The organism is Lujinxingia vulgaris (genome assembly GCF_007997005.1).
Taxonomy (GTDB): Bacteria; Myxococcota_A; Bradymonadia; order Bradymonadales; family Bradymonadaceae; genus Lujinxingia.
Genome location: NZ_VOSL01000036.1, coordinates 76168 through 101729, shown reverse-complemented (window position 1 = coordinate 101729; position 25562 = coordinate 76168). Strand labels below are relative to the sequence as shown.

The window sequence follows — 25562 nt, the reverse complement described above, 5'->3', positions numbered from 1 at the left end:
GGTCTCAGAGCGCCTCGTAGGCCACCAGGGTAAAGAACTCGGGAAACTCTTCGGAGGTCGCCACGTCGTCGAAGATCTGACGCGCTCTCTCGAAGGGAAGCGCCTCAAAACGCTCGCTGCCCATCGCCTCGCGAATCGCCATGAGCTCCTCGTCCACCAGGCGCTCATAGAGCTCCCGATCCACCCGGCGACCGTCGTCGAGCACCACATCGGGGCGGTGCAACCACTGCCAGATCTGCGAGCGGCTGATCTCGGCGGTGGCCGCGTCTTCCATCAGGTTGTAGAGCGCCACCGCGCCGAGGCCTTGCATCCACCAGGCGATGTACTGCAGCCCCACGTTGATGTTGGTGCGCAGCCCCTCCTCGGTGATGCGCCCCTCGGCCACGCGGAAGTTGAGCAGCTCCTGGTCGCTGATAGCGCTGACCTCGCGTCGACGATCTTTCTGATGCGGGCGCCCCTTCAACACGTCTTCGAAAGGCGCGCGCGCCACCGCCACCAGATCCGGATGCGCCACCCAGGTGCCGTCAAAACCGTCGCTGGCCTCGCGCTCTTTGTCGCTACGCACCGCCGCCAGCGCGCGCTCGTTGACCGCCTCATCGCGTCGCGAGGGGATAAAGGCCGCCATCCCTCCGATCGCGTGCGCATCGCGCTTATGGCACACATGCACCAGGCGCTCCGCGTAGGCCCGCATAAAGGGCACCCCCATCGTGATCTGAGCCCGGTCCGGCAGCACCATCTCCTGGCGAGCGCGGAAGGTCTTGATGACGCTGAAGATATAGTCCCAACGCCCGGCGTTGAGGCCCGCGCTATGCTCCCGCAGCGCGTAGAGGATCTCCTCCATCTCAAAGGCCGCGTGAATCGTCTCGATCAGCACCGTCGCCTTGATCGTGCCGGTCTCGATGCCCAGGCGCTGCTGCGCCATCAAAAAGACGTCGTTCCACAACGCCGCCTCCCGGTGGCTCTCCAGCTTCGGGAGGTAGAAGTAGGGCCCGCTGCCCCGTTGCACCAGCTCTCTGGCGTTATGAAAGAAGTACATCCCGAAGTCGAAGAGGCTCGCCGAAATCTCCTGGCCGTCGACGAGCACGTGCTTCTCGGGGAGGTGCCAGCCCCGGGGGCGCACCATCAACGTGGCCGGGTTCTCGTCGAGCGTGTAGTCCTTGCCGCGGGCTTCATCGCGAAAGTCGATCTGGCGGCGCACCGCATCAAAGAGGTTGTTCTGCCCCTCCACCACATTGGACCAGGTCGGTGAGGTGGCGTCCTCGAAGTCGGCCATAAAGCTGTCGGCCCCGGAGTTGAGCGCGTTGATGATCATCTTGCGATCGACCGGGCCGGTGATCTCCACAGTGCGCCGCTGCATATCCTGAGGCACCCGGGCCACCTGCCACTCCCCCTGGCGAATCGCCCGCGTATCGGCCGGAGCGCCGGGGTTGGCGCCGCCGTCGATCGCCTCCTGACGACGGCGACGATCGGCCAGAAGTTGGCGTCGGCGGCCCTCAAACTCCCGGTGTAATGCCGCCACAAAGCCCAGCGCCTCCGGACTTAGAATGCGTTCATACCCGGGAGCAACATCGCCGAGAATCGTGATCGCGTCGGGCAGGCCGGCGCCTTCTGTGGAGGGCTGCATCATCGGAAGTCTCCTGATGGTGGAGGGTTGAGTCAGGTCAGCTACAGCGCGTTATTCGTTGGTCGAAGAGCACACAACGCTCGCTGCGGGCCTTCTGAAACGAGCCCGCCTACTGCGCCGAGACACCCCCTGCGTCGACTTCCGTCGGTGTCACGATGAAGCCAAGTTTAAACACGCTTAAGACCTGTCAACGATCGCCCCGAAGAATCTTCTGCGCCTTGGCTCGCGCCCGCGCCAACGCTTGAGGATCGTTGATCCCCTGCCCGCTCTCCCACTCCCCCGGTGCGTCGAGACGCCGCGCTCCGACCGCCTCCAAAAAGCGCCACACCGAGCGCTGGCCGCCCTCCATCGCCGCCTCAAGATCCGGTGCCAGCTCCGCCCGATACCAGCCAAAGAGCGGCTCCAGACGGCCCTGATGCTCAAAGACCACCGCCGGCGAACGCCTGGCCTCCCAGAGCTGCTCCACCCACGCCGCACGCGCCCACACCGCATCGCAGCTCGTCACAAAAAACCACCCCCTGCCCCGATCGATCGCCGCCGTCGCAATTCCCCCCAGCGGCCCCTGCCCCGGCCACCGGTCGCCGATGGTGCGCACCCCCAGATCCTCATACTCGCCGGCCTTTGCCCCCACCGCTGTCCAGCTCGCCACCGCCGGCGACAGGCGCTCGGTCACCCACGCCAGCAGCGTCACCCCCCCGACCAGCTGCGCGCGCGCCTTATCCTCCCCCAGACGCCGCGCCTGCCCCCCGGCCAGCACATACCCCACCCGCTCACTCAAGGCGTGTGCCAGTCGGCCACCGGCCCGTAGAGCGGCTGATCGCCTTTTTTGGCCTGACGAATCAGACCGCCCAGCGTCTTCGAGGGCCAGTCGCGCTGAATGCGGTTGACCAGCCAGTCCGGTAAAAGACCTTTGGGATCGGTGTGGACCTCCACGATCATGCGCGTACGTTCCCCCTCCAACGCCTCAAAGCGGTAGTAGGTCGAGTAGGTCATCGCCCGCACGCAGCAGTCGTTCTCCGGCCGACGCGCGTCGTCCACCGACTCGATCGTCGCGACAAAGACCTGGTCGTCCTGATCGAGGCGACCGTTGGTTTGCAGCACATAGTCCCGATCCTTGATCGGAAAGGGCAGCCCGAAGCGAATCCAGTAGCGCTCGCTGAGCTCGCCGCGCTCCAGCGTGCCGTGCTCGTCGTAGCGGTCCACCCAGTGGCGGCGCTGGCTGCCGTCGGCAAACACCGTCAGGATCTTGCCAATATGCACGTCCGCCACAATCTCACCGCGAAACGCAAAGACCGAAGATCCCTCCACCTGCATCCGCGAGATCGCCACCCCGTCAGACTCCCCCAGCGCCTCCCAGTTGCCATCTTGCTGGGCCGCCGCTGGCGAGCTGAGGGCGAGCATCAAAAGGAACATCAGAACCGTAGGAAAAGGACGCACAGGTAACCTCCACAGGGTGGATCGAACCGAGTCGATATGAGCACCCGCGGCAAACCGAGAATTCGGCTTGTTGCAGGCGAACTTAAAAGAGCGCGAGTGACGCACGATACTAGCGTGATACGTCAACATCACAAGGCCTATTCAACGCGCTCAAACCCGCGAATTCCTTGCCGCAGCGCGTCATTTCGCCCGCTGCGCGATTGAAATGTGCCCCCTCTTGCAATAGAGCTGTCCACCGGCGCCCCCGAGCGGGCGTTCTGGATGTTGCGTTGCCCGAACATGAACCTGCCAGGATGTGCACCACATGAGTGAAGTGAGCGCGGCCCCCCTCGATCTTCAGCCCGACGACCAGGGCTACTACCGCTACCCGAGCGTGCATGGCGAGCGGGTGGTCTTTGTCAGCGAAGACGATCTCTGGGAGGTCCCGCTTCAGGGGGGCTTTGCGCGCCGCTTAAGCGGCTCGCGGGGCCAGGTCAGCGCCCCGGCCCTCTCCCCCGATGGGCAGTGGTTGGCCTACACCTCCACCGAGGAGGGGCGCCCCGAAGTCTACGTGATGCGCGCGCGCGGCGGCCCGGCCAAAAAGCTCACCTTCAACGGGGCCTCGCGGGCCTGGGTCTGCGGCTGGAGCCCCGACAGCGAGCGGGTGATCTTCACCTCCAACCTGCGCGAGCACGTCTCGCGCCAGCTCGGCCTCTACGAGGTCCCCCGCCAGGGCGGCCCCACCCGTCGCTTGAGCCTGGGCGCAGCCCAGGCGCTCAGCTTCGAGCCCGACGGCCCCGGCCGCGTGCTCGCCAGGCACGCCGATGATCTGGCCCGCTGGAAGCGCTACCGCGGCGGCACCGCCGGCGTGCTCTGGATCGACCGCAAAGGCGATGATCACTGGGAGCGGCTGCTCCCCGAGATCACCGCCGGGCTCTGCCGACCGATGTGGCGCCAGGGCCGCATCTTCTTCATCAGCGACGTCGAGGGGCACGGCAACCTCTACTCCTGCCTGCCCTCCGGCGACGATCTGCAACGCCACACCGACCACCTCGGCCACTACGTGCGCTTCGCTTCGGCCGATGACACCACCATCGTCTACACAGTCGCCGGTGATCTTTACCGCTTCGACATCGCCTCCCAGACCGAGGCGCGTATCGAGGTCGATTACGCCTCGCCACGCACCGCGCTGAACCGCCGCTTTGTCGACGCGGAGTCCTTCCTCGACGACTTCACGCTCCACCCCCGCGGCCACTCCCTGGCGCTGACCACCCGCGGCAAAGTCTTCAACATGGGCGGCTGGGAGGGCGCCGTGCGCCAGACCGGCCGCGAGCAGGGCGTGCGCTACCGCCTGGCCCGCTACCTGGCCGACGGCCAACGCCTGCTGGTGGTCAGCGACGAGGGCGGCGAAGAGCGCTTCGAGCTGCACAGCGTCGACGGCTCCCACGCGCCACAGCCCCTCGACACCGGCGACTTTGCCATCGGCCGCCCCGTCGAACTGCTGATCTCGCCATGCGATGATAGCGCGCTCTTTACCAACCATCGCCACCAGCTCATTCACCTCGACCTGAAGACCGGCGCCTGCCGCGTGCTCGACCGCAGCGAATACGCCCGCATCGCCGGCGTCAGCTTCAGCCCCGACGGGCGCTGGGCGGCCTACGGCTTCTTCACCGGCGTCTACACCGCGCAGATCAAGCTCGTGGACTTGGCCTCCGGCGAGCTGCACACCCTTACCGATGGCGAATTTCAAGATGTGCAGCCGGTCTTCGACCCGGCCGGCCGCTACCTCTACTTTTTGAGCTACCGCCACTTCGACCCGGTCTACGATCAGGTCTTCTTCGAGTTGAGCTTCCCGCGCGGCACGCGCCCCTGCGTCATCACCCTGCAGGCCGACGCCGACTCCCTCTTTCTGCAAAAACCCCGCCCCTTAGGCGGCGATGATGACGAGGGCGACGACACCTCCGACGCGACCTCAAGCGACGACGACGACGAGGATGCTTCCTCCGACGACGCCTCCGAGACCCGCACAGAATCTGGCGATGCGGCCCTCGACGCCGACGCCAGTGAGGCTAACTCGGACACCGAAGACGAGAGCGCCGAGGGCGATGAGAGCCCCAAACCCGTGCGCATCGATCTCGACGGCATCGGCCAACGCGTGGAGGTCTTCCCTGTGCCCGCCGGCAACTACGGCGAGCTCGCCGCAACCGCCGAGCGCGTCTTCTGGACGGTCTACCCGGTCACCGGCGCGCTGAGCGGCGACGACGACGATGACACCCCCGGGGTGCTTCGCTACTTCGGGCTCAAGTCCCTCAAGCAAAAGACCTTCGCCCGCGGCGTGAGCGCCTTTGAGATCGGCGCCGACCACAAGACCCTGGCCCTCTTTGGCGAAGACGGCGTGCAGATCGTGAGCGCCTCGGCCGAGAGCGTCTCCAACGAAGACGACGACGAGAGCGAGCCCTCCCGCGAATCGGGCATCGTCGACCTGAGGCGCGTCTCGGTGCAGGTCGACCCGCTCTCGGAGTGGACCCAGATGTTGCGCGAAGCCTGGCGCCTGATGCGCGACCATTTCTGGCGTGAAGATATGGGCGGGGTGCGCTGGGAGGAGATCTGGGAGCGCTACAGCGCGCTGCTCCCCCGGGTGGGCAGCCGCAGCGAGTTCTCCGACCTGGTCTGGACGATGCAGGGCGAGCTGGGCACAAGCCACGCCTATGAGATGGGCGGCGATTATGAGCGACCGCCTCAGTACTCCCCGGGCTTTCTGGGCGCGACCCTGCGCTGGGATCCGGACTGGCGCCTGGCCGCCGATCCGCAACGTTTTGAAGGCGCCTACCGCATTGAGACCATCCTGCGCGGCGACACCTGGGAGCCCTCCAAATCGTCGCCGCTCTCCCGCCCCGGCCTGGGCTTAAGCGAGGGCGACGTGATCCTCGCCATCAACGCGCGCCGCGTCGACGCGCAGCACAGCGTCGAAGAGCGCCTGGTCAATCAGGCCGCTCAAAGCGTCGAGCTTCTCGTCGCTTCCGGCGACGGCCTCAGTGAGCCGCGCCAGGTCACCACCCGCGCGCTCCGAGGCGAGGCCGAGCTGCGCTACCGGGAGTGGGTCAACCACAACCGCCGCCGCGTCCATGAGGCCTCCGAGGGCAAGCTCGGCTACGTGCATATCCCCGACATGGGGCCTGCCGGCTACGCGGAGTTTCATCGCCACTACCTGAGCGAAAACACCCGCCAGGGCCTGGTGGTCGACGTGCGTTTTAACGGCGGCGGCCACGTCAGCCAGCTCATCCTCGAGAAGTTGGCGCGCCGTCAGGTCGGCTTCGATCTCCAGCGCTGGGGCAAACCTCTGGCCTACCCGATGGAGTCGATCGCCGGCCCCATCGTCGCGCTGACCAATGAGCACGCCGGCAGCGACGGCGACATCTTCAGCCACACCTTCAAGTTGATGAAGCTCGGCCCCCTGCTCGGCAAGCGCACCTGGGGAGGCGTGGTGGGCATCTGGCCGCGCCACACCATGGTCGACGGCAGCGTGACCACCCAGCCGGAGTTTTCCTTCTGGTTTGAAGATGTGGGCTTCTCGGTAGAGAACTTTGGCACCGAGCCCGACGTGGAGATCGAGCTTCCGCCCCAGGCCGACGCCACCGGCGACGATCCGCAGCTGGAGGCGGCCATCGCCACAGCGATGGCCTCGCTTAAGGAACGGCCGGTGCAGCTCCCGGACTTCGCGCCCTACCCCGATCTTCGGGCGCCGCAAACGCTGCCGCCGCGCCCCTCGCTGAGCGGCCGCGGCGACAGCGGTGGCTCAGACGATCGCTGAGCGCGAGGCTCAGCCCCTGGTCACCCGTGCGGCCAGCTCTTCTCAAAGCCGTAGAGCGGGCCGTCGAGCCCGTGGCCGGGCCAGCGGCTTAAGTCGCGATCGACGGCGTGCAGCGCGTCGATGAGGCGGCGGTTGAGGTAGGCGTCGAACTCAAAATACGCCCGCTCATCGGCATGCACCGCCCAGACCGCCTCCACGCTGTGGCCCGCGCTGCGGGCCACCTCAAAGAGCTGTGTGGCGATCGCCCGGAGCGCGGGGCTGGCGCCGGCGAAGAGGGCGATCAGGTGCAGAGACTTTCCAAAATACGCCTGAAAAGGGCCGTGTGCATACTGCAACGCCTCAAACACCGGCGGGAGCGGCCGCCACAAGCCCTCCATCAACTTCCAGCTTAGCCCCTGCAGAAGCTCCGTCGTCTCCCCCACGCTCACCAGCGCGATCGGGTGCGCCAGCCAGTGCGACGGGGCGAGCGGCGAGTCTTTAAGACGTTGGTCACGCAGCGCCGCCACCGCCTCGGGCACCTCCCGAAGTCCCAGCCCGAAGCGCGGCGCGCCCACCCGCTCAGCCAGCGCGTCGGCCAGCCGGAACGCGGTCAGATGAGCGACCGCCGGCGTCTGCACGCGCAGGAGCAGGCCATCTTCGCGCTCCGGGGGAATGGTCAGCACCGCCAGGCGCCCCCCCTCCAGCGCGGGTCCGAGCCGGGGGCATCGCGCCACAAGCTCGTCTTCCTCCAGCCCCGTCACCACCAGCGCCTGCTCGGCACGGGCGGCCGCCCGGAGCGCGAGCAGCGCGTTGGGGCAGACCCCCTGGCTAAACACCACCAGGGTGCGGCTCTCCACCTCCGGCGCTCCGATTGCAAAGCGGGAGAGCGGCACATAACGCGCCGCCAGCCCCACCCGCCGGCTCGCAAGCTCGGCCAGCACCCGCGCCGGCCCCTCCGATAGCCCCACCCCGCAGACGAGCATCCCGGAGGCCGGCACCGACCTCAGCGGCCAGATAAGCGGCCGGCGAGCCTGCTCGCGTAGAAGTTGCGGGATCGCGTCGACGCGCCGGGCCACAAGCCCCACGTCGCCGCTCCTCGGTTCTGGATGCACACTCACATCGCCTCCGTGGCTTCGCCGCTCCCCTCCTCGGGGCTCGCCTGGGGTTGTTTCTTTCGGTCGCGCATCGCCTCGAGATAGCTCCAGAGCGAGGCCAGCTGCGCCTGGCTCAGATCTTCAAACGAGGGCATCTGGCTGTAGCGAAACGCCTGCGCGTTCTGGATAAAGCGCAGCGTCTGCTCCCGCTCCCGGTACTCGGTGATGTTCATCGGCAGGTTGAGCTCCGGCCCTACGCGCCCCCCGCTGCGGTTGATGGCGTGGCATTGCACACAGCGGGCCTGAAAGAGCTCAAAGCCCGCCCAGGCCTCATGATCCTCATCGAGGCCCAGCGGCGCGACAAGCTCCCGGCTGCTCTCTGGCGAGGTGATCGCGATCTTCCGAAGTTTCCAGGGGCGCGGATAGACCGAGGTGTCTGTCTGATGCTCCCCGGTCCAGACCAGGTAGAGCGGCGCCGGATCAGCCTGCGCCGGACCAATCGGCTCCCAGCCCGGCGAATACTCCATATCCTGGAAGGCCAGGTAGGCGCCGGGCTCGGTAAGATGCGAGCCCGGAATCGGCGCGGCGTAACCATCAATGGCCTCCAGCATAAAGTCCTGACCGGCCAGCTCCGCGCTGCTCATGCCATAGGCCTCCTCCAGCACGGGCAGAAGCTCGATGGCCCGAAAGGTCTTGGTCTTCTCATAGTAAGGATCCTCCACCGTGATCTGCTCGGTGGGCCCCTCGGGGATGCCTTTGCGGGCAACCTCCTCGGTGCCTCGGGCGAAGATCAACGTGGCCCCGTCGCCGTCGCGAGCCTCATCGGGCGCCTCACACCCCGCGCTCCACAGCCCCAGCGTCACCGTCATCATCTGCACGCACAACCTTCGAAGCATCAGCGGTCCTCCAGGGGTGGGGCGCTCAGCAACACCACCGGCAAAAAGAGCGCGTAATACATCAGGTTGGGGATCATCCTGAGCAGATGGCCCCCCTCAAAACCGGCCAGGATCACCACATCGGCCCCGGCCCACAGCGCGTACTGCACCATCACGAAGATCGCCACGCGGCTCAGCCAGCGCCGCACCGGATCATCCGGCGCCATCGCCCCGAGCACCCGCACCCGCCAGACCAGCGCGACGACCACCAGCGCGATCAGCTCATAGGTCAGGTAGAGCCTGCGCGCCGACGCGCCGAAAAGATCGCTGGAGACGCTGATAAGCCCCACCAGCACCGAGGCTACCAGCGTCCAGCCCAGCGCCCGCACCCACACCCCGCCGCCCCCCGACCAACGCTCAGGCCGGGGCTCGCGGTAGCGCTCCAGGAGCAAAAAGACGCGGTAGTCCCCCGCCAGCACAAAGAACCAGGAGAGCCCCACGTAGGCCGGGTGCGCCTCTCCCCCGAGCTGACTCCAGCCGCCGGTGACCATCGCGTCGGCCGCGCTCACCGCCACCGCCCCGATGATAAAGGCGTAGAAGAAGGGCAACCGCCTCAACATCACCCCCAGCACCAGGGCCGCCGACAGCCAGGCCGCCCCCGGATGATGCAGGGGATGAACGTACACACTCTCCCAGATCGACACGTCGCTACGCCTCCATATCACGGCTCATCTCGCCAACCATCCATCACCCCGCCAAGCGTAACCACCCCCCTGCCGGCGGAAAGCTCGCCGCGATGATCCCCCCCTGCACGCCCTCTCGACGATTTGGTGGCATCTGGGAGGCGATTACATTTCCTCAATGTTCGAGCGCACTTAGCCCGAACCCGGAAGCAACCCAACGCAGCCGGGCCCGCAGGAATGAATCGCCGAGCGCTATTGGCGCAGGTCCGCTGTGTCCTACCGCGACGTATGACGTCAGGAGTGCAGCCATGAACGCAATCCGGCAACGTAAGCTGTTGAAGAGTGCGGCCCTTCTGGCCGCCGCGCTGGGAATGACGCTGAGCACCACCGTCCAGGCCCAGTCTCCCCCCTCCTCCGAGGACCAGCCGACGCACTACGCGCAGTACCCGCCGGCCGGCGAGCAACCCTCGGAGTCCACCGAACCGGCCCCGCCGGACAACCAGCCCGAGCAGGCGCAGGGTCAGGAGCAGGCATCGGGCGACTCCAAGCTCAATGAGGATGTTCAGGCCTTCAAAGAGTTCGTCGATAACGAGGCGCCCGAGAGCGATGAGGAGGCTCAGGCTCAAGAGGATCAGGCCAAGGCCATCTCCACCTACATCGAAGACGGCACCAAACTCTTAAGCGACGCCATCGCCGCGCTGATCCCCGAGGAGAACGAGGTGCTCAAAGAGCGCCATAACGCCTGGGATGGTCGCATCGACATGCTCGGCGACCACAACGAGGAGGGCTACTCCCAGCAGGCCCGTGACGTGCTCATCGAAGGCGCGCAGCTTTTGACCGCGCTGCAGGTCGACGCCTACCCCGGCCAGGCTCAGGGCGTCAGCCAGCTGATGGAGACCGCCCAGAACATCGACGCCGAGGCCGAGATCACCGAGCAGCAGGAGGTCTTCAAAAACTACCTCACCCAGGCCTCCACCGTGGTTGAGGAGATGGACCAGTCCCGCGAGGCCCAGACCAGCGCGCTGACCCCTTCGCTTACGCCCGCTTCCTACCCCATGCTCGCCCAGAATGAAGGCGCGCAGGAGGAAGGCGTGCCCGACGAAGAGAGCGAAGACGGCATGTTCGACTGGGTGCCCGGCGTCGGTGAGGACGAGCCGAAGAAGTCCGCCGACGAGTTCTCCAACTTCATTCAGCGCACCGAAAATGAGGGCATCACCAACCACGGGGAGTTCGTGCGCGAGGGCATCAACGCCATGGATGACGCCATCGCCCAGGTCGTGCCCGAAGACAACCAGGTGCTCAACGACGAGCTCAGCCGCCTCAAGGATAAGAGCGGCGAGCTCGATGACACCGCTGCTGATGACTATGTCGAGAACGTGCGCACGGCCTTCTACGACCGCGCCATGCTCATGACCGCGATCCAGCAGGCCGAGTTCCCCGACCACGGCGCTCAGGTTCAGTCGCTGCGCATGGCCGCCGAGTCCATCGACATCAACAAAGGGCTCGCCGAGCAGGATGAGGCGCTGATGAACTACTTCAGCACCGCCTCCGAGACGCTCTCGTCGATGGCCGACGCCGAGCAGGACGCCACCGCCTCGGCCGAAGGCATCGAGGGCGCGCCCCCGGTCAATGACAACGTCGAAGAGCCCATGTTTGAAGATGAGATGGCCTACGACGACGAGCTCGGCCAGGCCGAAGAAGATCTCGCCATGGACGATGAGATGGCCTACGACGAGGAGATGGGCACCACCGACGACGATCTCAGCATGGAGGAGGAGCAGGCCATCGAAGATGAGCTGGCCATGAGCCCGGACGCCTCCACCGAAAACGAGCCCCCGATGGGCGCCGAGGGCGACCAGCCCCGCGAGGGCATGCCCGAAGAGAACATCGGCGGCGGCCCGGTCCTCACCCCCGAGGTTCAGGCCTACGTGGACTTTGTAGCCATGACCGGCGAGATCGACATGAGCATGAACCCCGAAGATGTCGCCATCGAAGGCATGCGCCTGCTCGACGGCGCGCTGAGCAGCTTCATTGAGTCCGGTCAGCAAGACATCGAAGACAAGCGCGTCGAGTTGACCGAAGCCATCGACAAACTCGAAGAAGACCGCGGCGATGAGGCCTTCACCAGCACCCTCAACGAGGGCATGGACAAGGGGGTGGCGCTCTTTGAGGCCATCCAGCAAAACACCTTCCCCGAGTCGCTGGAGATCGTCAGCCAGATTGAGATGGCCGCCGATCAGTTCAACGAAGATATGCCGGTAGAAGAGCAGACCGACGCGCTGCTGAGCTACTTTGAGTCCAGCCGCGACGCCGTCCAGACCATGGACACCCAGCGTCGGGGCGCACAGGCCCAACTCATCGAGCGGGGGCTCTTCTTCTAAGCTCCGCTCGAGCTGAGGTGCTAGACCGTGTCGCCTCGGAGTCGCCGCGCAAGCTGCGTGTAGCGCTCCGAGGCGCGGTCGTTCTTGAGCGCCAGGCGCACCGCCTCCTCACTTCCCACCACCACCACCAGCTCCCGCGCCCGGGTCACCGCGGTGTAGAGCAGGTTGCGCTGCAACATCACATAGTGCTGCGTGGACATCGGCAGCACCACCGCGCGGTACTCCGAGCCCTGGCTCTTGTGCACCGTGATCGCATAGGCGAGCACGAGCTCATCGAGGTTGGCCCGGTCGTAGGTCACCTCGCGCTCATCAAAACGCACCCGCAGCTGACTCTCTTCGGTGTCGACGGCCACCACCTGGCCCACATCCCCGTTGAAGACCTCAGCCTCGTAATTGTTGCGGGTCTGCATCACCCGATCGCCCAGGCAGAATCGGCGCTGACCGCGCACAAGCTGCGGACCTCCTTTATAAAACGCCTCCTGCAAGGCGGCGTTGAGGCGAGCACAGCCGACATCTCCGCGGTGCATCGGCGCAAGGATCTGCACGTCCTGCAAAGGGTCGAGCCCAAAGGCCCGGGGCATCCGCTGGCTGACGAGCTCCACGATGCGCTCGTGGGCCTGCGCCGGCTCCTCGGCGTTGATCGTATAGAAGTCGACGAGCTCGCCGGGCGCGCGCGCCGGCACCACGGGCATCTGCCCGGCGTTGATGCGGTGGGCGTTGATCACGATCGTCGAGGCCTCAGCCTGACGGAAGATCTCGCTAAGACGCGTCACACCGGCCACGCCGCTCTCAATCACATCGCGCAAGACCTGGCCGGGGCCCACGCTGGGGAGCTGGTCGATATCCCCCACCAGCACAAGGCTTGCGCTTGCTGGGAGCGCCCCGGCCAGCGCAGCGAGCAGATAGGTGTCGACCATCGAGGCCTCATCCACGATCAAAAGATCCGTCTCCAGCGGCCGCTCCTCATCGCGTTGAAACCCGCCGGCGTGAAAGCTGTACTCCAGCATCCGGTGCACCGTCGTGGCCACGCGCCCGGTCGTCTCGCCAAGGCGGCGCGCCGCACGCCCGGTGGGCGCAGCCAGGGTGACCCGCCAGCCGAGCTGCTCGGCCAGCTCACAGATCGTCTGCACGATGGTGGTCTTGCCGGTGCCCGGCCCGCCGGTGATCACCGAGACCTTCTGCTCAAAGACCGAACGCACCGCCTGGCGTTGCAACGCAGCGAGCGCCACACCCAGGCGCGCCTCCACCCCGGCCAGCGCATCGGCGTCGGGGCGGCCGACCAGACCGGGCGATTGCATCAAGCGACGAAGTTGGCGCGCGGCGCGCTCCTCAACGGCCAGCGCGCCGGCTGCATACACGCGCGCCTCCCCGGCCAGGGTGGCCTCTACGCTGACGCGCTCTTCGTGACGCAACACCTCGAGCGCGTCCGCCAGCATATGCTCACCCACCTCCAGAAGTTCGGCGGCGCGCTCGCGCAGCAGCGTCCAGGGCAGGTACATATGCCCCTCGCTCGACGCCTCTCCCAGCGTGTGCAAGAGCCCGGCGCGCAGGCGCGCCAGCGCCGTGGGTTCCACCCCGGTCTGCATCGCGATGCGATCGGCGCTCTTAAACCCGATGCCAAAGATCGCCTCCGCCAGCTCATAGGGGTTCTGCTGGATCACCTCGACGGCCTGCGCCCCGAACTTGCGGTAGATGCGCACCGCGTTGGCGTTGGAGACCCCGTGCGAGCGCAAAAACACCATGATCTTGTGGATCAGCCGCCCCTCCTCCCAGGAGGCGATGATGCGCGCGGCGCGTTTTTTGCCGATCCCCTCCACCTCCTGCACCCGATGCGGGGCGGCGTCGAGGATCTCCAGCGTCGCCTCCCCAAAATGCGCCACGATGCGCCGGGCCAGCGTCGGGCCGATGCCCTCGATCAGATCGCTGGCCAGGTAGCGCTCCACTCCCTGGCGGGTCGAGGGCAGCACCGCCTCCAGCCGCTCGATGGCAAACTGGCGGCCAAAACGCGGATCGTCGCGCCAGCGCCCCCACACCTCGACCGTCTCGCCGGGGCGCGTGGCCAGGATGTTGCCGACGATCGTCACCGGCATCACCCGCTCAGGCACCACCAGGTCGCAGACCGCAAACTGCCCGTCCTCGCTGGCAAAACGCACGCGCTTCAACTCGCCGCGCAGCCGCTCCAACTCGTCTGCGTTGCCCCTCAAAACGCACCGCCACAGCGGCGATCAGGGCATCGGCAGAGACGCGCGGTGAAAGAATTTTCCCCGGTGGCTGGAAGATCACATGCTGGTACCATGTTTACTCACGTAACGGCGACGAGGTTCGCTGTCTGTCATCAAGACGTTCGAGATGGTTCCGTAGTCCCCACACCTGAGTCAACCGCCTCGGTGTGGCGGTACATAATTTCTAAGGATTCTCATGAGTTCTGCATGGGCTCTAATCGAGGATCGCGGAGAGCTGCTCTTCATTCGCCGCGCCTTCAAAGTGGGGCGAGGAGGCCAGTGGTGTCCTCCCGGGGGCACGATCTGGAGAAACGAATGGCCCGAGGTTGCCTGCGTCCGCGAGGCGTTTGAGGAGACCGGCCTTCGTGTCACTGTTGAGCGCCCGATCGCAGTGTTCGAGTCGGCGCATTATTTTGTCTGTCGGCTCAACGGCTCCCGCGATCAACTTAACCTTCGCGCCCGCGAGTGCATCGACTTTCGCTGGGTCTCGCCGACCGAGCTGTTGCGCATCGGCACCATTATGGACCTAAGGCGCATCATCCCCATTCTGGAGTTGGGGGGCTTCCGCGTCCCCGACGTCCCCCGGGGCCTTGTGACGGCCATCCCCAAAAAGATCTACTGACCGTCGACTCACGTCCACGCCGCGCTCTTCGAGCGCGGCGTGCTCGCTCTGGGCCGGGCGGTAAACTCGGAGCATCGCCCGCACAGCTCAGAGCGCTCGAGGCTGAAGTTCAAGCGCGGCGCGCTCCTCCTCGGAGATCGCGCGCACCTCGAAGGTCTCATAGCCCAGCACCGCCCCGCCCTTGAGCGCCGTCTCCACCCGCCAGAGGCCGTCGGGGATGTTTTGCTTGCGCGAGTAAAAGCGCCACCCCTCGTCCCGACCGCCGCGGATGGTGATGGGGATGGTGTCGGTGGTCACCCAGCCCTCGTCGGTGCGGCGTCGCCAGCGATGCTCCAGGTTGGCCACCGCCCGCAAGGGCGCCGAGACCGCCACGACCACCGTCACCGGCTCGCCATCGGCCCGGGCCACCACCCGCTCGCGCAGCCCCACGCGCTCCAGCAAGGTGGGGCGCTCACCAAGCACCTGATAGCGCCCCTCGGTCTTCTCGAAGTTCAGCCCCACCACCGCGCCCTCCTGCACCAGGGGCACCGGCGGGATCAGCCCCAGCGGGTAGAGCACACCCAGCACCAGCGCAAACCCTAAGGTGGGCACCGAGGTGCGCCAGCCTCGCGCCCCCAGCAGGCGCCGCACCCCCAGCACCCAGCCCATGCCCACCGCCAGGCTGATGTAAAACCACACCGCGCGCACGCTCCCCAGGGCATAGGGCAGCAGGAAGTTGAGCAGCATCACCGCGCTCACCCCGTAGATGCCCCACAGAAGCTCAAACTGGCGGCGCGCGCGGCTGGAGAACTCGTTCCAGACCATGATGCCGAAGAGCACCATCACGATGAGCATCGTGATGAACTGGCCGGCGCTTCGGAAGTAGAGGACGACCAGCGCGCTGAAGAGGGCACCGAGCGCGAAGTGCAGCGCCAGGCTCGCCCCTTTGAGCCACTTCTCGTGGGTCGCGCGCCCGAGCACCGCAAAGCAAAGTGGGATGAGCAGCACATAGACGCAGACCAGGCCCAGCGCGCGCAGATCAACCTCGCGCCCCAGCGTCCAGGCGTCGATGCCGAACCCACCCACAAACAGGCTCATCGGGGTCCAGCGCTGCACCGCCTCGCTCTGCAGCGCGGCGCGCAGGGCTGCAAAGCGGCCCTGCGGCGCACGGGGTGAAGCATCCCCGGGGGGCTCCTCCCCGCCGGACTCAACGTGCTGCTCAATCTCGTGCGACTCGCTCAAATCCAACCCGTCTCATCTCTCGGAGCGCGCCGCATCACCTTCATCGAAGTCTCAGCAGCGCGCCTTGCAGCGGTTCTTCTCGTGGGCGCAGGTGCTGGCGCCTTTACCGCGGCCTGCGTTGCCCCGACGCCCGTCTTTGCATGTATGAAAGCGCTCCATACAGCGATCCTGGCAGACCTTCTCCGACTCCAACGCCTGCCCTCGACGCCCGGCGTCATCCTCAATGACAAAGGTGGTGCACCCGCTCAAACCCAGCACACCCGCCACGATCATCATCGTCCAGAATCGCTGCATCACCGCTCCTTGTTCCTTAAAAGGAGCTCAGCTCAGACGTTTGAGCTCCTCTTCCAACATGCCCACAAGCTCATCCATGCGCTGCGTGACCGCACGCACCGTATCGGCCTGACTCAAATCCACGCCGGCCTTCTGCAGCTGCACCATCGGGTGATCGTTACCACCACTGGAAAGGAGCTCCAGATAACGAGCCTGCGTGGCCTGGCGCTCGCTTTCATCTTCGCTGAGCAGCCCGGCCACGATCTTCGCCGACGAAGCGTAACAGGTCGCGTACTGGTAGACGTAGTAAGGAGAGTTAAAGAAATGTGGAATCCTCGCCCAGGTCACCCGATAGAGTTCATCGAGGGTGAGCGCGTCGCCGTAAAACGCCTTCATCTTCTCCATATAAAGCGCGTCAAGGCGCTCGGCGGTCATCGGCTCGCCGCGCTCCACCATGCGATGCGCTTCGAGTTCATAGTCGGCAAAGAGCGCCTGAGAATAAAAGGTGCCGGCGATGCCGCTGATGGCCTGCTGCAGCAAAAACGCCCGCTTCTCCGGGTCGTCCGTCTGCTTGAGCAGGTAGTCGAGCAAGAGCGCCTCATTGGTCGTGGAGGCCACCTCCGCCACAAAGATCGTATAGCTCGACGTCGCAAAGGGCTGCGCCTCACACGAGAGCACCGTGTGCAGGGTGTGCCCCAGCTCGTGCGTCAACGTGAAGACATCATCGAGCGTGTCGGTGTAGTTGAGCAGCATGTAGGGGTGCACCCCGTACACACCGGCCGAATACGCCCCGCTGCGCTTGCCCTCGGTCTCGTACACATCGATCCAGCCTCCGCTTAGCGCCTCGCCAAGAAGCGTCTGATAGCGCTGCCCCAGCGGGGCCACGGACTCAATCAGCGTGGAGCGCGCGCCCTCGTAGGTGTAGACCTCGTCGTTCTCCAAAAGCGGGATCGAGCCGTCGTAAAGGTGGTACTCGTCGAGCCCCAGCACTTCTTTGCGCAGACGATGGTAGCGGCGCAGTGGCTCCGAGCCCTCGCGCGCCGTCTCAATCAAGGTCTCCAGCACCGAGACCGGCACGTTATCATCGTCGAGCGCGGCCTCCGCGGTGCTGCTGTAGTTCCGCGACTGCGCCTGAGCCCAGTCCCTCTGGCAGAGGCTGTTGTAGAGCGAGGCGAAGGTGTTTCGCTTCGCCTCAAAGATCCCGTACATCGCCTCAAACGCCTTACGACGATCCTCCTGATCGCGGCGCGTATGCAGGAGGTTGGAGTACTCCCCGTAGCTGACTTTAACATCTTCGCCATCGGAGAGGGTGATGGTGTTGAACACCACATCGGCCGTGGTCAGCGCGCGGTAGACCTCGGCCGGCGCCGAGCGAAAACGGCTTCCCAGCGCGAGGATGCGCTCCCCACCCTCATCAAGCACATGCTCCTGCGCGCGGTAGGCTTCCAGGATCGGGAAGCGGTAAGGCGCGAGCGCTTCTTCCTCGTCCAGCCACTGCTCCATCGTGCTTTGCGCGATCGTGAGCAGCTCCGGGGTAAACCAGGCCGAGCGCGAGCCATACTCCGCGAAGAGCTGCTGCACCTGTTGCAGCCGCGCCTGCACCTCATTGTCGCGCTGATCGAGGTCGAAGCTCAGCTGCGGGTAGCGGTAGAGCTTGTACGCCATCATCCCGATAGTGTCCTGAAGGCGATACGCTTCGAGGATCTGCTCGGCGCCCTCGGCGAGCTTGCCACGGAGTTCGACGAAACGATCCATGTGGGTGCGGACCTCCTTCATGTCCGACTCCCACCCCTCCCAGCCCGTGTAGATGTCGTTGAGGTTCCACTTAAAACGCGCATCGATCTGCTCGCGATCGCGGGTCTTGGGGCGCGCGCCCTCAATCTCATCGTCAAAATAGGTCGGGATCTTCAGCTCGCTCATCGTCGCTCCACATGCGCTCGTACAAGGTTAAGGTAAGCCGCCGCCATCGCGCCGGAACATCTCTCACAGACGTCAAAGATCGCCGCTGATGTTGAGGCCAACGTAATGGGTATGACGTCCGCCGTCGGTCAGCCATCGGGCGTACTGGTAACGCAGGGTCATCGGCAAGATCCACAGATAAAACTGCGCGTCGACGCTGCCTCCGGCGGCCAAATGAAGGTTACCATCATCGAGGATCGCCCCGCTGGCGAAGGCCTCCAGGTTGATCTGCGAAAAGAAGGCCGAGGGCAACACCATAGGCCCGGAGATCACGCCCTGATCCACAATAAGCGGGTACCGGTAGTTGAGATCCCCGATCGCCGCGCGCGCTCCGGTCAACGTCACCCCTTCAAAACCCCGCAACGACTCCACAAATGCCACCTGGGGAGGAAGTCGATCGTCGGCGGGCAACGCGTCTTCGAGCGCCGGCGAGGCGAAGAAGGGAATCATGCTCCCAAACCCACCCACCCGAAGCACGCCTTCCGACGGGTCGACGCCCAGCAGCTGGCGATAACGCGCCGAAAAACGCAGTCGATGCCGCTTCGAGAGCGGCAGGGGCGTGTGCACTTCAAGTTGAGCACGCACATCCCCCAGGTCGAGGTCCGAGCCCAGGGCCTCACCATAATAGGCCCCGGCGCCGCTTAAGGCGAAGAGCCACTGCGTACCACCATAGGACGTGCCGCGCCCCGCCGCGTAGCCGGTCGCGAGGCGAGGACCGACGAGCTGACGTTCATCGCGCGCTTCACCCTCCCGATCGATATGGTGACGAAGTCCGCTAAAACTCAGGGCGATCGGGATGTCGTAGAAGCTTCGCTGCACCTGCAGGGAGACCTGTTCATCGAGCTGCTCCACCCGCCGAAGATCGGTGCTGCCGGGCTCGATCTGCTCGCCAAAAACCTGACGATCGGAGCCCACAAAGATCGACCACGTGAGCGGAGCAAGCTGCGTGTTCACATACGACGCGCTGCCAACCCACCAGTCATTGACCACGTCGTACGCCCCGCTCAACGCCCAGTTATGAAAGCCCAGGGCATCACGCCCGCTCAGCGCGAGCCCCAGCCGGCCATTGACCGGGGGAAGGTCCTGACGATCCGCCTCGGGTAAGAGCGCGTTCACCACGCCCAGCTGAACGATCGGGAGGCGAAGTCGCGGCACAAAAAGCCCATCAAACGCGCTGTAGGGGGCATCGCTTTGAATCGGCACGGGCTCAAGCTCACGGTAGCCCCGCACCTCCGGCGCTCCGGCCGCATCGTCCCAGGCCAGCGCACCGTCGAGCCCCGCTGTACCCGAGGCTCGCGCGCGCTCCAGCGCCTGCGCGTCCACGCGATCCAACGACCAGCCCCACCCCTCACGGTTCAAAAAACGAAGATCGCCCGAGGCCCCCGGCCGCGCGCTCTGCGCGAGATAGGGCGCCTGGGTCAGCCGCACCGCCTCGCCATCGAGCGGCATCTCGAAGATGTCCACCCGATCGCCGTAGGCGGCCGAGACCCACAGCGTGGTCGCATCTACCCAGTACGCGTCATACGCCGGGCTATGCGCCTCGCCAGTGCCCAGCGCCTGCAGCAACGCGCCGCTCTGCGCATCCAGTACGGCCACCCGCCAGCGCTCGTCTTCCATCAGCGTCAGCGCGATCTTCTGCCCATCTGGCGAGACCCGCACGTGCGCCACAAACGCGCCGGGCTCCAGCCGGAAGAGCTCGCGATCGCTCTCACCCTCCAGATCCACGCGCTCAAAGACCACCTGATCGCCCTCGGCGCGCGCCAGCAGGTAGGCATCCTCGCCAAGCAGGTCACCGCTGATCCCCATCACCTCGTCACGCACCACCTCCAGATCACCGCTCGCCACATCAAGCCGCATCAACGAGCTCCGCGGCGCATCGAGCCCCTGGTGGCGAACCAGCATGTAGAGCATCTGCCCGTCATCGCTTAAGCGCAACGCGTCGACGCTGCTGCCCGCCACAACCGTGCGACCGGGCAGCACATCGGGAAGCTCCCGGCGCAGCACACGCTCCCCGGAGGCCTCATACACCTCGATGGCCGCCCGCGCGTCGAGGCCGCTCACATAGGTCGCCCACCGCCCCGAGGGGCTGACTTCCAGCTGCGCATTGCGTCCCAGCCAGCGCTCCCGCTTCTGCGAAAGAGCGCGCTCGCGCGGCGGATGCTGCCGGCGCATCTCATTTGCGAAGTCTTCAAATAGCCCCGGCAACCCCTTGCCATACACCCACCAGAAACGCGTCGTCACCCCGACCGGAAAGAGCCAGGAGCGCCCCTGAAGATCAAGAAGTTGCCAGAGCTTCTCCTCCCCGTAACGCTCCACCAGAAAGGCCACAAAATGCGACCCCACCAGGTAGTGCCCCCCGTTGGCGACCTCCCGATCGAAGACGCTGAGACGACCACCATCGAGCTCCCCCTCATACATCCCCGCCAGAAAGATGTTCTCCCACACCGGCGATCCGTGACGCCCCACATCGTCGACGAGCTTGCTCTCGTAGTAGGTCGCGATCCCTTCAAACACCCAGGAGTCCAACCCGCTATGCGGCGTCAGCCAGGTGCCAAACACACGGTTGAGCCCGCCGTAAAGCCCGTGCACCCGGGTCATATGCACCCAGTGCACCATCTCATGGCACCCCACCGCGAGCATGCTCGGCGTAAACCCAAAGCCCGCAAACGCCCCGCTGGTCAACGAGGTCGGCAAGAGCACGTGCGGATCGTTGCCTGGCGAGAAGCTCACGTAGGCGTTGTTGAACTCCACCTCTGGCAGAAAGATCGGCACCCGCTCCCAGGGCCCGTCGCGCACCACCTTCGCGTTGAGCTCGTTCAGACACAGCTCCAACTGCGCTGCAATGCGCTCGGTCTGCGCCTTGCGGTGGGCCGGGTAATAGAGGCTTAAGTGCTCGGTATCCATCCGCCGCATATCCTCGCGCGCGAAGGACTGCTGAAGCTCGGGGCTAAAGCGCGGCCCGTTGCTCACCGCGCAGCCACTCAGCACCAACACCAGCGCCATCACCCACGCGCGCCACACCCTGTTTCGCCAGCCATTCATACACACACCATCCCCATCGCAGAACGCTCCCAGCCATCACGATGACCGCGCCTATCGCACGGTCAGATACCCTCGAATCAACGATCGCTCCTCATCCGCCAATGGTGAGAGCGCCTCATTGGCCACCGCCTCATCAAGCGCCGCATCAAAGACATCGTCGCCCTCCAGTTCACGCGCGCCCGGGAGGCGAGCGATGGCGCGGAGCAGACGCTCGCGCCGTTCCGCCTCGATCTGGCGAAAGCGACGATCGCGCATCAACAGTTCCATCTTCTGCGGGCTCGCCAGGTAGCGCGTGTTCTCTTCTTGAGACATGGTTCTCCTCAGTCACGGGATGATCGGCGCTGTTCAGCGCGTTGCCGAGATGGGGCTGACGTCGACCTGAAACCCTGCTAGCCTGCCTCCACGTCGCGCCGCTTACCTCACTTGTGGGATGTCAACGGAGTCGTCCCCATGAGCCGTCCACTCAATCTACTGGTCTACGGTCCCTGTCCCGAACTCGATGGTCAACGCCTGGGCGTTGAGGTGATGCGTGCCGACCGTGTTGACACGCGGAGCTCGATGGAGCTCAACCTCAAGCAGCAGCGCGTGGCGCTGATCGACGGCAGCCTCCCCGATGCGCTGGACCATATCAAGCTCCTTCGCACCCTCGCTCCGGGCTGCGCGACGGTCTTGCTGGCCGAGGCCAACGCACATCACCAGGTGCTCGACGCGCTTCAGCTGGGGCTGGGCGACTATCTGGTGCGCAGCGGCGACGCCGAGACCGACCGCATCCTGCTTGAACATCTGCTCCGGCGCACCTTCAACACCTGCCATATTCGCCGCCGCCTTCACGATGGCGAGCGGCGCTTCTGGACCCTCTTCGACTCGGCTCCGATCGGCATGCAGATCCTGGGGCTTCAGGGCCAATGCGAGCACGCCAACACCGCGCTTCAAGAACTTCTGGGCTATGGCCTCGACGAACTTCGACGCACGCCCCTGGCCGAGCTGATGACCGACGATGAGGCCGAGCTCTGGGGCGCACTCCTGGAGGAGCTCCGCCAGAGCCAGCGCGACCTCTACACCATCGAGCTCCGGCTGAAACACCGCGATGGCGAGCCGCGCTACACCCGTTTCACCCTGGCGCTGATGCGCGAGGAAGGCGGCGAGCCCTCGCATATTCTGGCGATGATCGCTGACCTCACCGACAAAAAACGCATCCAGCAAAACCTCCAACACGCCGACAAAATGCAGGCTATGGGCCGACTCGCCGGCGGGGTGGCCCACGACTTCAACAACCTGCTCACGATCATCGGCAGCCACTGCTACATCATGCGCGACGCGCTGCATGATTCGGCGCGCGTTGAGTCGAGCATCGAAGCCATCCTGAGCGCCAGCGAACGCGGCGGCGCGCTGACCCGCCAGCTGCTGACCTTCGGGCGGCGCCACGTGCGCGAGTCCAGCGTGCTCGACCTCAACGAGCTCCTCGATGAGATGCGCATGGTCCTGGAGAGCCTCTTCGGCTCCAGCGTGCATCTGACCCAGGAGTTGGCCTCCGATCTTCATGACATCGTCGCCGACCGCAGCCAGATCGAACAGGTCATCATGAACCTGGCCATCAACGCGCGCGACGCCATGCCGCGTGGAGGCCGCTTCAGCATGCGCACGGCCAACCTGGAGATCACCGCCGGCCCCCGAGACAGCGGCATTCCGCGCGAACTTCGCCCCGGTCATTACGCCACCATCACCATCCGCGACTCCGGTCACGGGATGCCGCCCGAGATCAAACATCAGATCTTTGAGCCCTTCTTCACCACCAAAGCGCTCGGGCAGGGCACCGGCCTGGGGCTCTCGACCGTCTACGGCGTGATCACCCAGGACGGCGGCCACATCCGCGTGGAGAGCGCTCCGGGCCAGGGCACCACGTTTACGTTGTACCTTCCCGCTGCCCGTCAGGAGTCCACCACGCCGGCCCGCCTGCGACGCGCACGCCGCGCCACCCCCATCCCCGGCGATGAGACGATCCTCCTGGTCGAAGACGACGACGCCCTGCGCCAGCCCATCCGCATGCTGTTGGAGCGCAAGGGCTACCACGTGCTCGAAGCCGCCAACGCCGAAGAAGCCCTGGAGCTCAGCCGCACCTACGACGGCCCCGTCGATCTTCTCTTAAGCGACGTGATCATGCCCGGCCTCGACGGGCTCGCCCTCTCCAAACGCATCACCTCCACCCGGCCCGAAACCGCGGTCCTGCTCATGAGCGGGTACACCGCCGACGCGCTGCTCGCCGCCGAGACCGGTGATCTCCCGCGCCTGCTGCAGAAACCCTTTGGCATGGACACGCTCACGCATACGATTCGCACCCTCCTCAAATCCCCTTAAAATATCGGTGTGCGGTGTCGGGAGGTTGGTGGGTGGGGTAGGTGGGGCGCGTTTTGTGGTCAGGTGGTCAGGTGGTTGGGTGGTTGTGCAACGCCGAGATTCGCGGAGTTGGTCGATTCGTGTGGGCGGTCGGGGTGCACGTTTTTCCGATGTGTCGGTATGTTGCCCTCGTCGCCCTGGATACGCTCGGATCTTTTGTATTGCGGGGTGTCGCCTTTGCGCACCTCTCGCCGCCCGCACGAATCGACCTATTCTGCGACCCTGGGCGTCCCACAACCACCTGACCACTTGACCACCTAACCACACGCATCCCCCCCAACCCTACCAACCTCAGGGCGACGTCGATTCGTCGTCTTACATGCGCTCGACAGCCCGCGGGTGACTCTTAGCACGCAGTTCGGCCTGACCCACGTTGGCAGCCAGCGCCGCATCAATCGCCTGGCGAATGTCGTCTGCGCTCGTGATGCCGCTGAGCCGCTTGCGCAGCACCAACTCCCCGGGTGTGCCGCGGTAGTACCAGAGCAGGTGCTTGCGAATCTCCTTGCAGGTGCGCCCCTCACCGAAGCGCTCCAGATAAAGATCCACGTGGCGCAAAAGCGTCTTGCGTTTGAGCTCCGGCGAAGGCGGCTCGGGGATGGCTTCGCCGCGCAGGTCGGCGGCGATCTCCCGAAACACCCAGGGGTTCCCCAGCGCCCCGCGCGCCACCATCACCGCATCACAGCCGGTGGAGGCAAACATGCGCCGCGCGCTGATCCAGTCGCAGACATCCCCGTTGCCGATTACCGGGATGCCCACCGCCTCTTTGACCGCGGCGATTACGCCCAGGTCGGCGTGGCCGTCGTACATTGCCGAGCGGGTGCGACCGTGAATCGTCAGCGCCGCCGCGCCGCCGGCCTCCATCGCCTCGGCCACGGCCACCGCGCTGGTGTCCTCCCAGCCGGCGCGCATCTTGCCTGTGACCGGAACGTCGACCGCCTCACTCATGGCCTCAAAGATCTCGCGGATCCGCCCCACATCTCGCAAGAGCGCGGCGCCATGGCCGCTGGAGACGACCTTCTTCATGGGGCAACCCATGTTTAAATCGACGATGTCCGCGCCGAGCTCCACGGCGATCTGCGCAGCTTTGGCGAGTTCTTCGGGGCGTTTTCCATAGATCTGCACGCAGGCCGGGCCCTCCCCCTCCACCAGATCGACCATCGAGACCGCTGTGGGCGCGCGGTGAATCAGCCCCACCGCGCTGACCATCTCCGTGGCCACCATCCCCGCGCCCATCTCCCGGCACACCCTGCGAAAGGGCGAGCTTGTGACCGCCGCCATCGGTGAGAGCACCACCGGCGGGTCGAGCACCACCCCATGACCAAGATCGAGCGGGGGGCGCTCCACCGGCCCCGGCACCTCGCCGCCCCAGCGTTTTGGCGTTAATTTCTCGAAGGGAATGCCCATGATGACCTCGTCGTCGCGGCAGAAATCGCCTCAGGGGCTCTTATAACGAGGTGCAACGAGGAGGGAAAGCGCGCGCCTACTCCGCCGCGATGTCGCCCTTATCCGCGGCCGGCAGCTGCGTCGAAGACTACAGCCGCGCCCGCATTCAGGCCTTCTTCAACGTCGACCGTGGCGAGTTTGAGGGCGCTGCGTACTCCAGCGGCCAGACCGCCGAGCTGGCCGCCCGCGGCCTCTACGGCGACTACGCCCTCTTCATCCCCGCCGACGTCATCAGCGTCAACGGCAGCAACGGCCTGAACTTCAACAGCATCGACGACATCCTGCTGCGCCTGGATTACGTCTCTGTGGCGCGCTGATCCTCAACCGCACCACCCGATTCACAAAAAAGGGCGGGCCCAACGGGCTCGCCCTTTTTGCGCTCCAATGCGACCCTCCCAACGCCCTCACGAATCGACCCACAACGCAAACCCCGGCGCCCCACAACCACCCAACCACAAAACGCACACCCCCCATCCCCACCACGCCCCCCCACACCGCCAACCTCCCAATCCCCGGAGACCCC

Annotated in this window: 18 protein-coding genes; 5 read left to right on the top strand and 13 right to left on the bottom strand. The window is 65.6% G+C overall.

Annotated features, from left to right (window positions below; translation table 11 throughout):
* Nucleotides 1–4: 4 nt before the first annotated feature.
* The 3 genes from aceB to FRC96_RS07425 form a co-directional block, all read right to left on the bottom strand.
* The gene (gene aceB / locus FRC96_RS07435) at nt 5–1624 is read right to left on the bottom strand and encodes a malate synthase A (RefSeq protein WP_146973927.1); all 1620 of its coding nucleotides are present in this window, start codon (nt 1622–1624) and stop codon (nt 5–7) included.
* Between the two features lie 187 nt (nt 1625–1811).
* Nucleotides 1812–2402, bottom strand: coding sequence for a molybdenum cofactor guanylyltransferase (gene mobA, locus FRC96_RS07430; protein ID WP_230469978.1), 591 nt, complete (start codon nt 2400–2402; stop codon nt 1812–1814).
* Nucleotides 2399–3061: an START domain-containing protein gene (locus FRC96_RS07425; RefSeq protein ID WP_230469977.1), complete on the bottom strand. Its 663-nt coding sequence runs from the start codon at nt 3059–3061 to the stop codon at nt 2399–2401. The genes mobA and FRC96_RS07425 overlap by 4 nt, the downstream gene beginning before the upstream one ends.
* 304 nt (nt 3062–3365) lie before the next feature.
* On the opposite strand from FRC96_RS07425, the gene FRC96_RS07420 reads away from it, so the two are divergent.
* The gene (locus tag FRC96_RS07420) at nt 3366–6851 is read left to right on the top strand and encodes a S41 family peptidase (protein ID WP_146973868.1); all 3486 of its coding nucleotides are present in this window, start codon (nt 3366–3368) and stop codon (nt 6849–6851) included.
* A gap of 20 nt (nt 6852–6871) precedes the next feature.
* On the opposite strand, the gene FRC96_RS07415 is transcribed toward FRC96_RS07420, so the two are convergent.
* Genes FRC96_RS07415 through FRC96_RS07405 form a run of 3 tightly spaced genes read right to left on the bottom strand, consistent with a single transcriptional unit; the run spans nt 6872 to nt 9503 of the window.
* Nucleotides 6872–7948 carry a hypothetical protein gene (locus tag FRC96_RS07415; protein ID WP_146973867.1) on the bottom strand — a complete coding sequence of 359 codons (1077 nt, stop codon included), beginning with the start codon at nt 7946–7948 and terminating at the stop codon, nt 6872–6874.
* Nucleotides 7945–8820 carry a c-type cytochrome gene (locus tag FRC96_RS07410; protein ID WP_146973866.1) on the bottom strand — a complete coding sequence of 292 codons (876 nt, stop codon included), beginning with the start codon at nt 8818–8820 and terminating at the stop codon, nt 7945–7947. The genes FRC96_RS07415 and FRC96_RS07410 overlap by 4 nt, the downstream gene beginning before the upstream one ends.
* The gene (locus tag FRC96_RS07405) at nt 8820–9503 is read right to left on the bottom strand and encodes a hypothetical protein (protein ID WP_146973865.1); all 684 of its coding nucleotides are present in this window, start codon (nt 9501–9503) and stop codon (nt 8820–8822) included. Before FRC96_RS07405 ends, FRC96_RS07410 begins: the two co-directional genes overlap by 1 nt.
* 287 nt (nt 9504–9790) lie before the next feature.
* On the opposite strand from FRC96_RS07405, the gene FRC96_RS07400 reads away from it, so the two are divergent.
* Nucleotides 9791–11863 carry a hypothetical protein gene (locus FRC96_RS07400; protein WP_146973864.1) on the top strand — a complete coding sequence of 691 codons (2073 nt, stop codon included), beginning with the start codon at nt 9791–9793 and terminating at the stop codon, nt 11861–11863.
* 20 nt (nt 11864–11883) lie between these two features.
* Here FRC96_RS07400 and recD2 read toward each other — a convergent pair whose 3' ends face one another.
* Nucleotides 11884–14067, bottom strand: coding sequence for an SF1B family DNA helicase RecD2 (recD2, locus tag FRC96_RS07395; protein WP_230469976.1), 2184 nt, complete (start codon nt 14065–14067; stop codon nt 11884–11886).
* 214 nt (nt 14068–14281) lie between these two features.
* On the opposite strand from recD2, the gene FRC96_RS07390 reads away from it, so the two are divergent.
* Nucleotides 14282–14707 (top strand): NUDIX hydrolase, encoded by a 426-nt coding sequence (locus FRC96_RS07390; RefSeq protein WP_146973863.1) that lies wholly within the window; start codon nt 14282–14284, stop codon nt 14705–14707.
* A gap of 87 nt (nt 14708–14794) precedes the next feature.
* Here FRC96_RS07390 and FRC96_RS22635 read toward each other — a convergent pair whose 3' ends face one another.
* From FRC96_RS22635 to FRC96_RS07365, 5 genes are all read right to left on the bottom strand, one after another.
* Nucleotides 14795–15928 carry a DUF2914 domain-containing protein gene (locus tag FRC96_RS22635; protein WP_146973862.1) on the bottom strand — a complete coding sequence of 378 codons (1134 nt, stop codon included), beginning with the start codon at nt 15926–15928 and terminating at the stop codon, nt 14795–14797.
* A gap of 51 nt (nt 15929–15979) precedes the next feature.
* The gene (locus FRC96_RS07380; RefSeq protein ID WP_146973861.1) at nt 15980–16222 is read right to left on the bottom strand and encodes a hypothetical protein; all 243 of its coding nucleotides are present in this window, start codon (nt 16220–16222) and stop codon (nt 15980–15982) included.
* A gap of 27 nt (nt 16223–16249) precedes the next feature.
* A complete protein-coding gene (gene pepF, locus FRC96_RS07375) occupies nt 16250–18121 on the bottom strand; it encodes an oligoendopeptidase F (protein WP_146973860.1) in 1872 nt (623 codons plus the stop codon).
* A 72-nt stretch (nt 18122–18193) separates the two neighbouring features.
* A complete protein-coding gene (locus tag FRC96_RS07370) occupies nt 18194–21202 on the bottom strand; it encodes a hypothetical protein (RefSeq protein WP_146973859.1) in 3009 nt (1002 codons plus the stop codon).
* Nucleotides 21203–21253: 51 nt separating this feature from the next.
* Nucleotides 21254–21514: a hypothetical protein gene (locus tag FRC96_RS07365; protein WP_146973858.1), complete on the bottom strand. Its 261-nt coding sequence runs from the start codon at nt 21512–21514 to the stop codon at nt 21254–21256.
* Nucleotides 21515–21652: 138 nt separating this feature from the next.
* Between FRC96_RS07365 and FRC96_RS07360 the strand changes: the two genes are divergently transcribed.
* A complete protein-coding gene (locus FRC96_RS07360; RefSeq protein ID WP_146973857.1) occupies nt 21653–23557 on the top strand; it encodes a response regulator in 1905 nt (634 codons plus the stop codon).
* Nucleotides 23558–23911: 354 nt separating this feature from the next.
* Here the strand turns inward: FRC96_RS07360 and dusB are convergent, their stop codons facing one another.
* The gene (gene dusB, locus FRC96_RS07355; RefSeq protein WP_146973856.1) at nt 23912–25000 is read right to left on the bottom strand and encodes a tRNA dihydrouridine synthase DusB; all 1089 of its coding nucleotides are present in this window, start codon (nt 24998–25000) and stop codon (nt 23912–23914) included.
* An 89-nt stretch (nt 25001–25089) separates the two neighbouring features.
* On the opposite strand from dusB, the gene FRC96_RS07350 reads away from it, so the two are divergent.
* Entirely contained in the window at nt 25090–25356 is a 267-nt protein-coding gene (locus tag FRC96_RS07350; RefSeq protein WP_146973855.1) for a hypothetical protein, read from the top strand.
* Nucleotides 25357–25562: the final 206 nt, after the last annotated feature.

Coding starts and splice junctions, on each gene's coding strand:
- pepF (WP_146973860.1), bottom strand. CDS start 18,121: ATGAGCGAGCTGAAGATCCCGACCTATTTTGACGATGAGATTGAGGGC.
- FRC96_RS07390 (WP_146973863.1), top strand. CDS start 14,282: ATGAGTTCTGCATGGGCTCTAATCGAGGATCGCGGAGAGCTGCTCTTC.
- FRC96_RS07400 (WP_146973864.1), top strand. CDS start 9,791: ATGAACGCAATCCGGCAACGTAAGCTGTTGAAGAGTGCGGCCCTTCTG.
- FRC96_RS07380 (WP_146973861.1), bottom strand. CDS start 16,222: ATGCAGCGATTCTGGACGATGATGATCGTGGCGGGTGTGCTGGGTTTG.
- FRC96_RS07420 (WP_146973868.1), top strand. CDS start 3,366: ATGAGTGAAGTGAGCGCGGCCCCCCTCGATCTTCAGCCCGACGACCAG.
- dusB (WP_146973856.1), bottom strand. CDS start 25,000: ATGGGCATTCCCTTCGAGAAATTAACGCCAAAACGCTGGGGCGGCGAG.
- FRC96_RS07370 (WP_146973859.1), bottom strand. CDS start 21,202: ATGAATGGCTGGCGAAACAGGGTGTGGCGCGCGTGGGTGATGGCGCTG.
- FRC96_RS07365 (WP_146973858.1), bottom strand. CDS start 21,514: ATGTCTCAAGAAGAGAACACGCGCTACCTGGCGAGCCCGCAGAAGATG.
- FRC96_RS07350 (WP_146973855.1), top strand. CDS start 25,090: ATGTCGCCCTTATCCGCGGCCGGCAGCTGCGTCGAAGACTACAGCCGC.
- FRC96_RS07360 (WP_146973857.1), top strand. CDS start 21,653: ATGAGCCGTCCACTCAATCTACTGGTCTACGGTCCCTGTCCCGAACTC.
- aceB (WP_146973927.1), bottom strand. CDS start 1,624: ATGCAGCCCTCCACAGAAGGCGCCGGCCTGCCCGACGCGATCACGATT.
- FRC96_RS07410 (WP_146973866.1), bottom strand. CDS start 8,820: ATGCTTCGAAGGTTGTGCGTGCAGATGATGACGGTGACGCTGGGGCTG.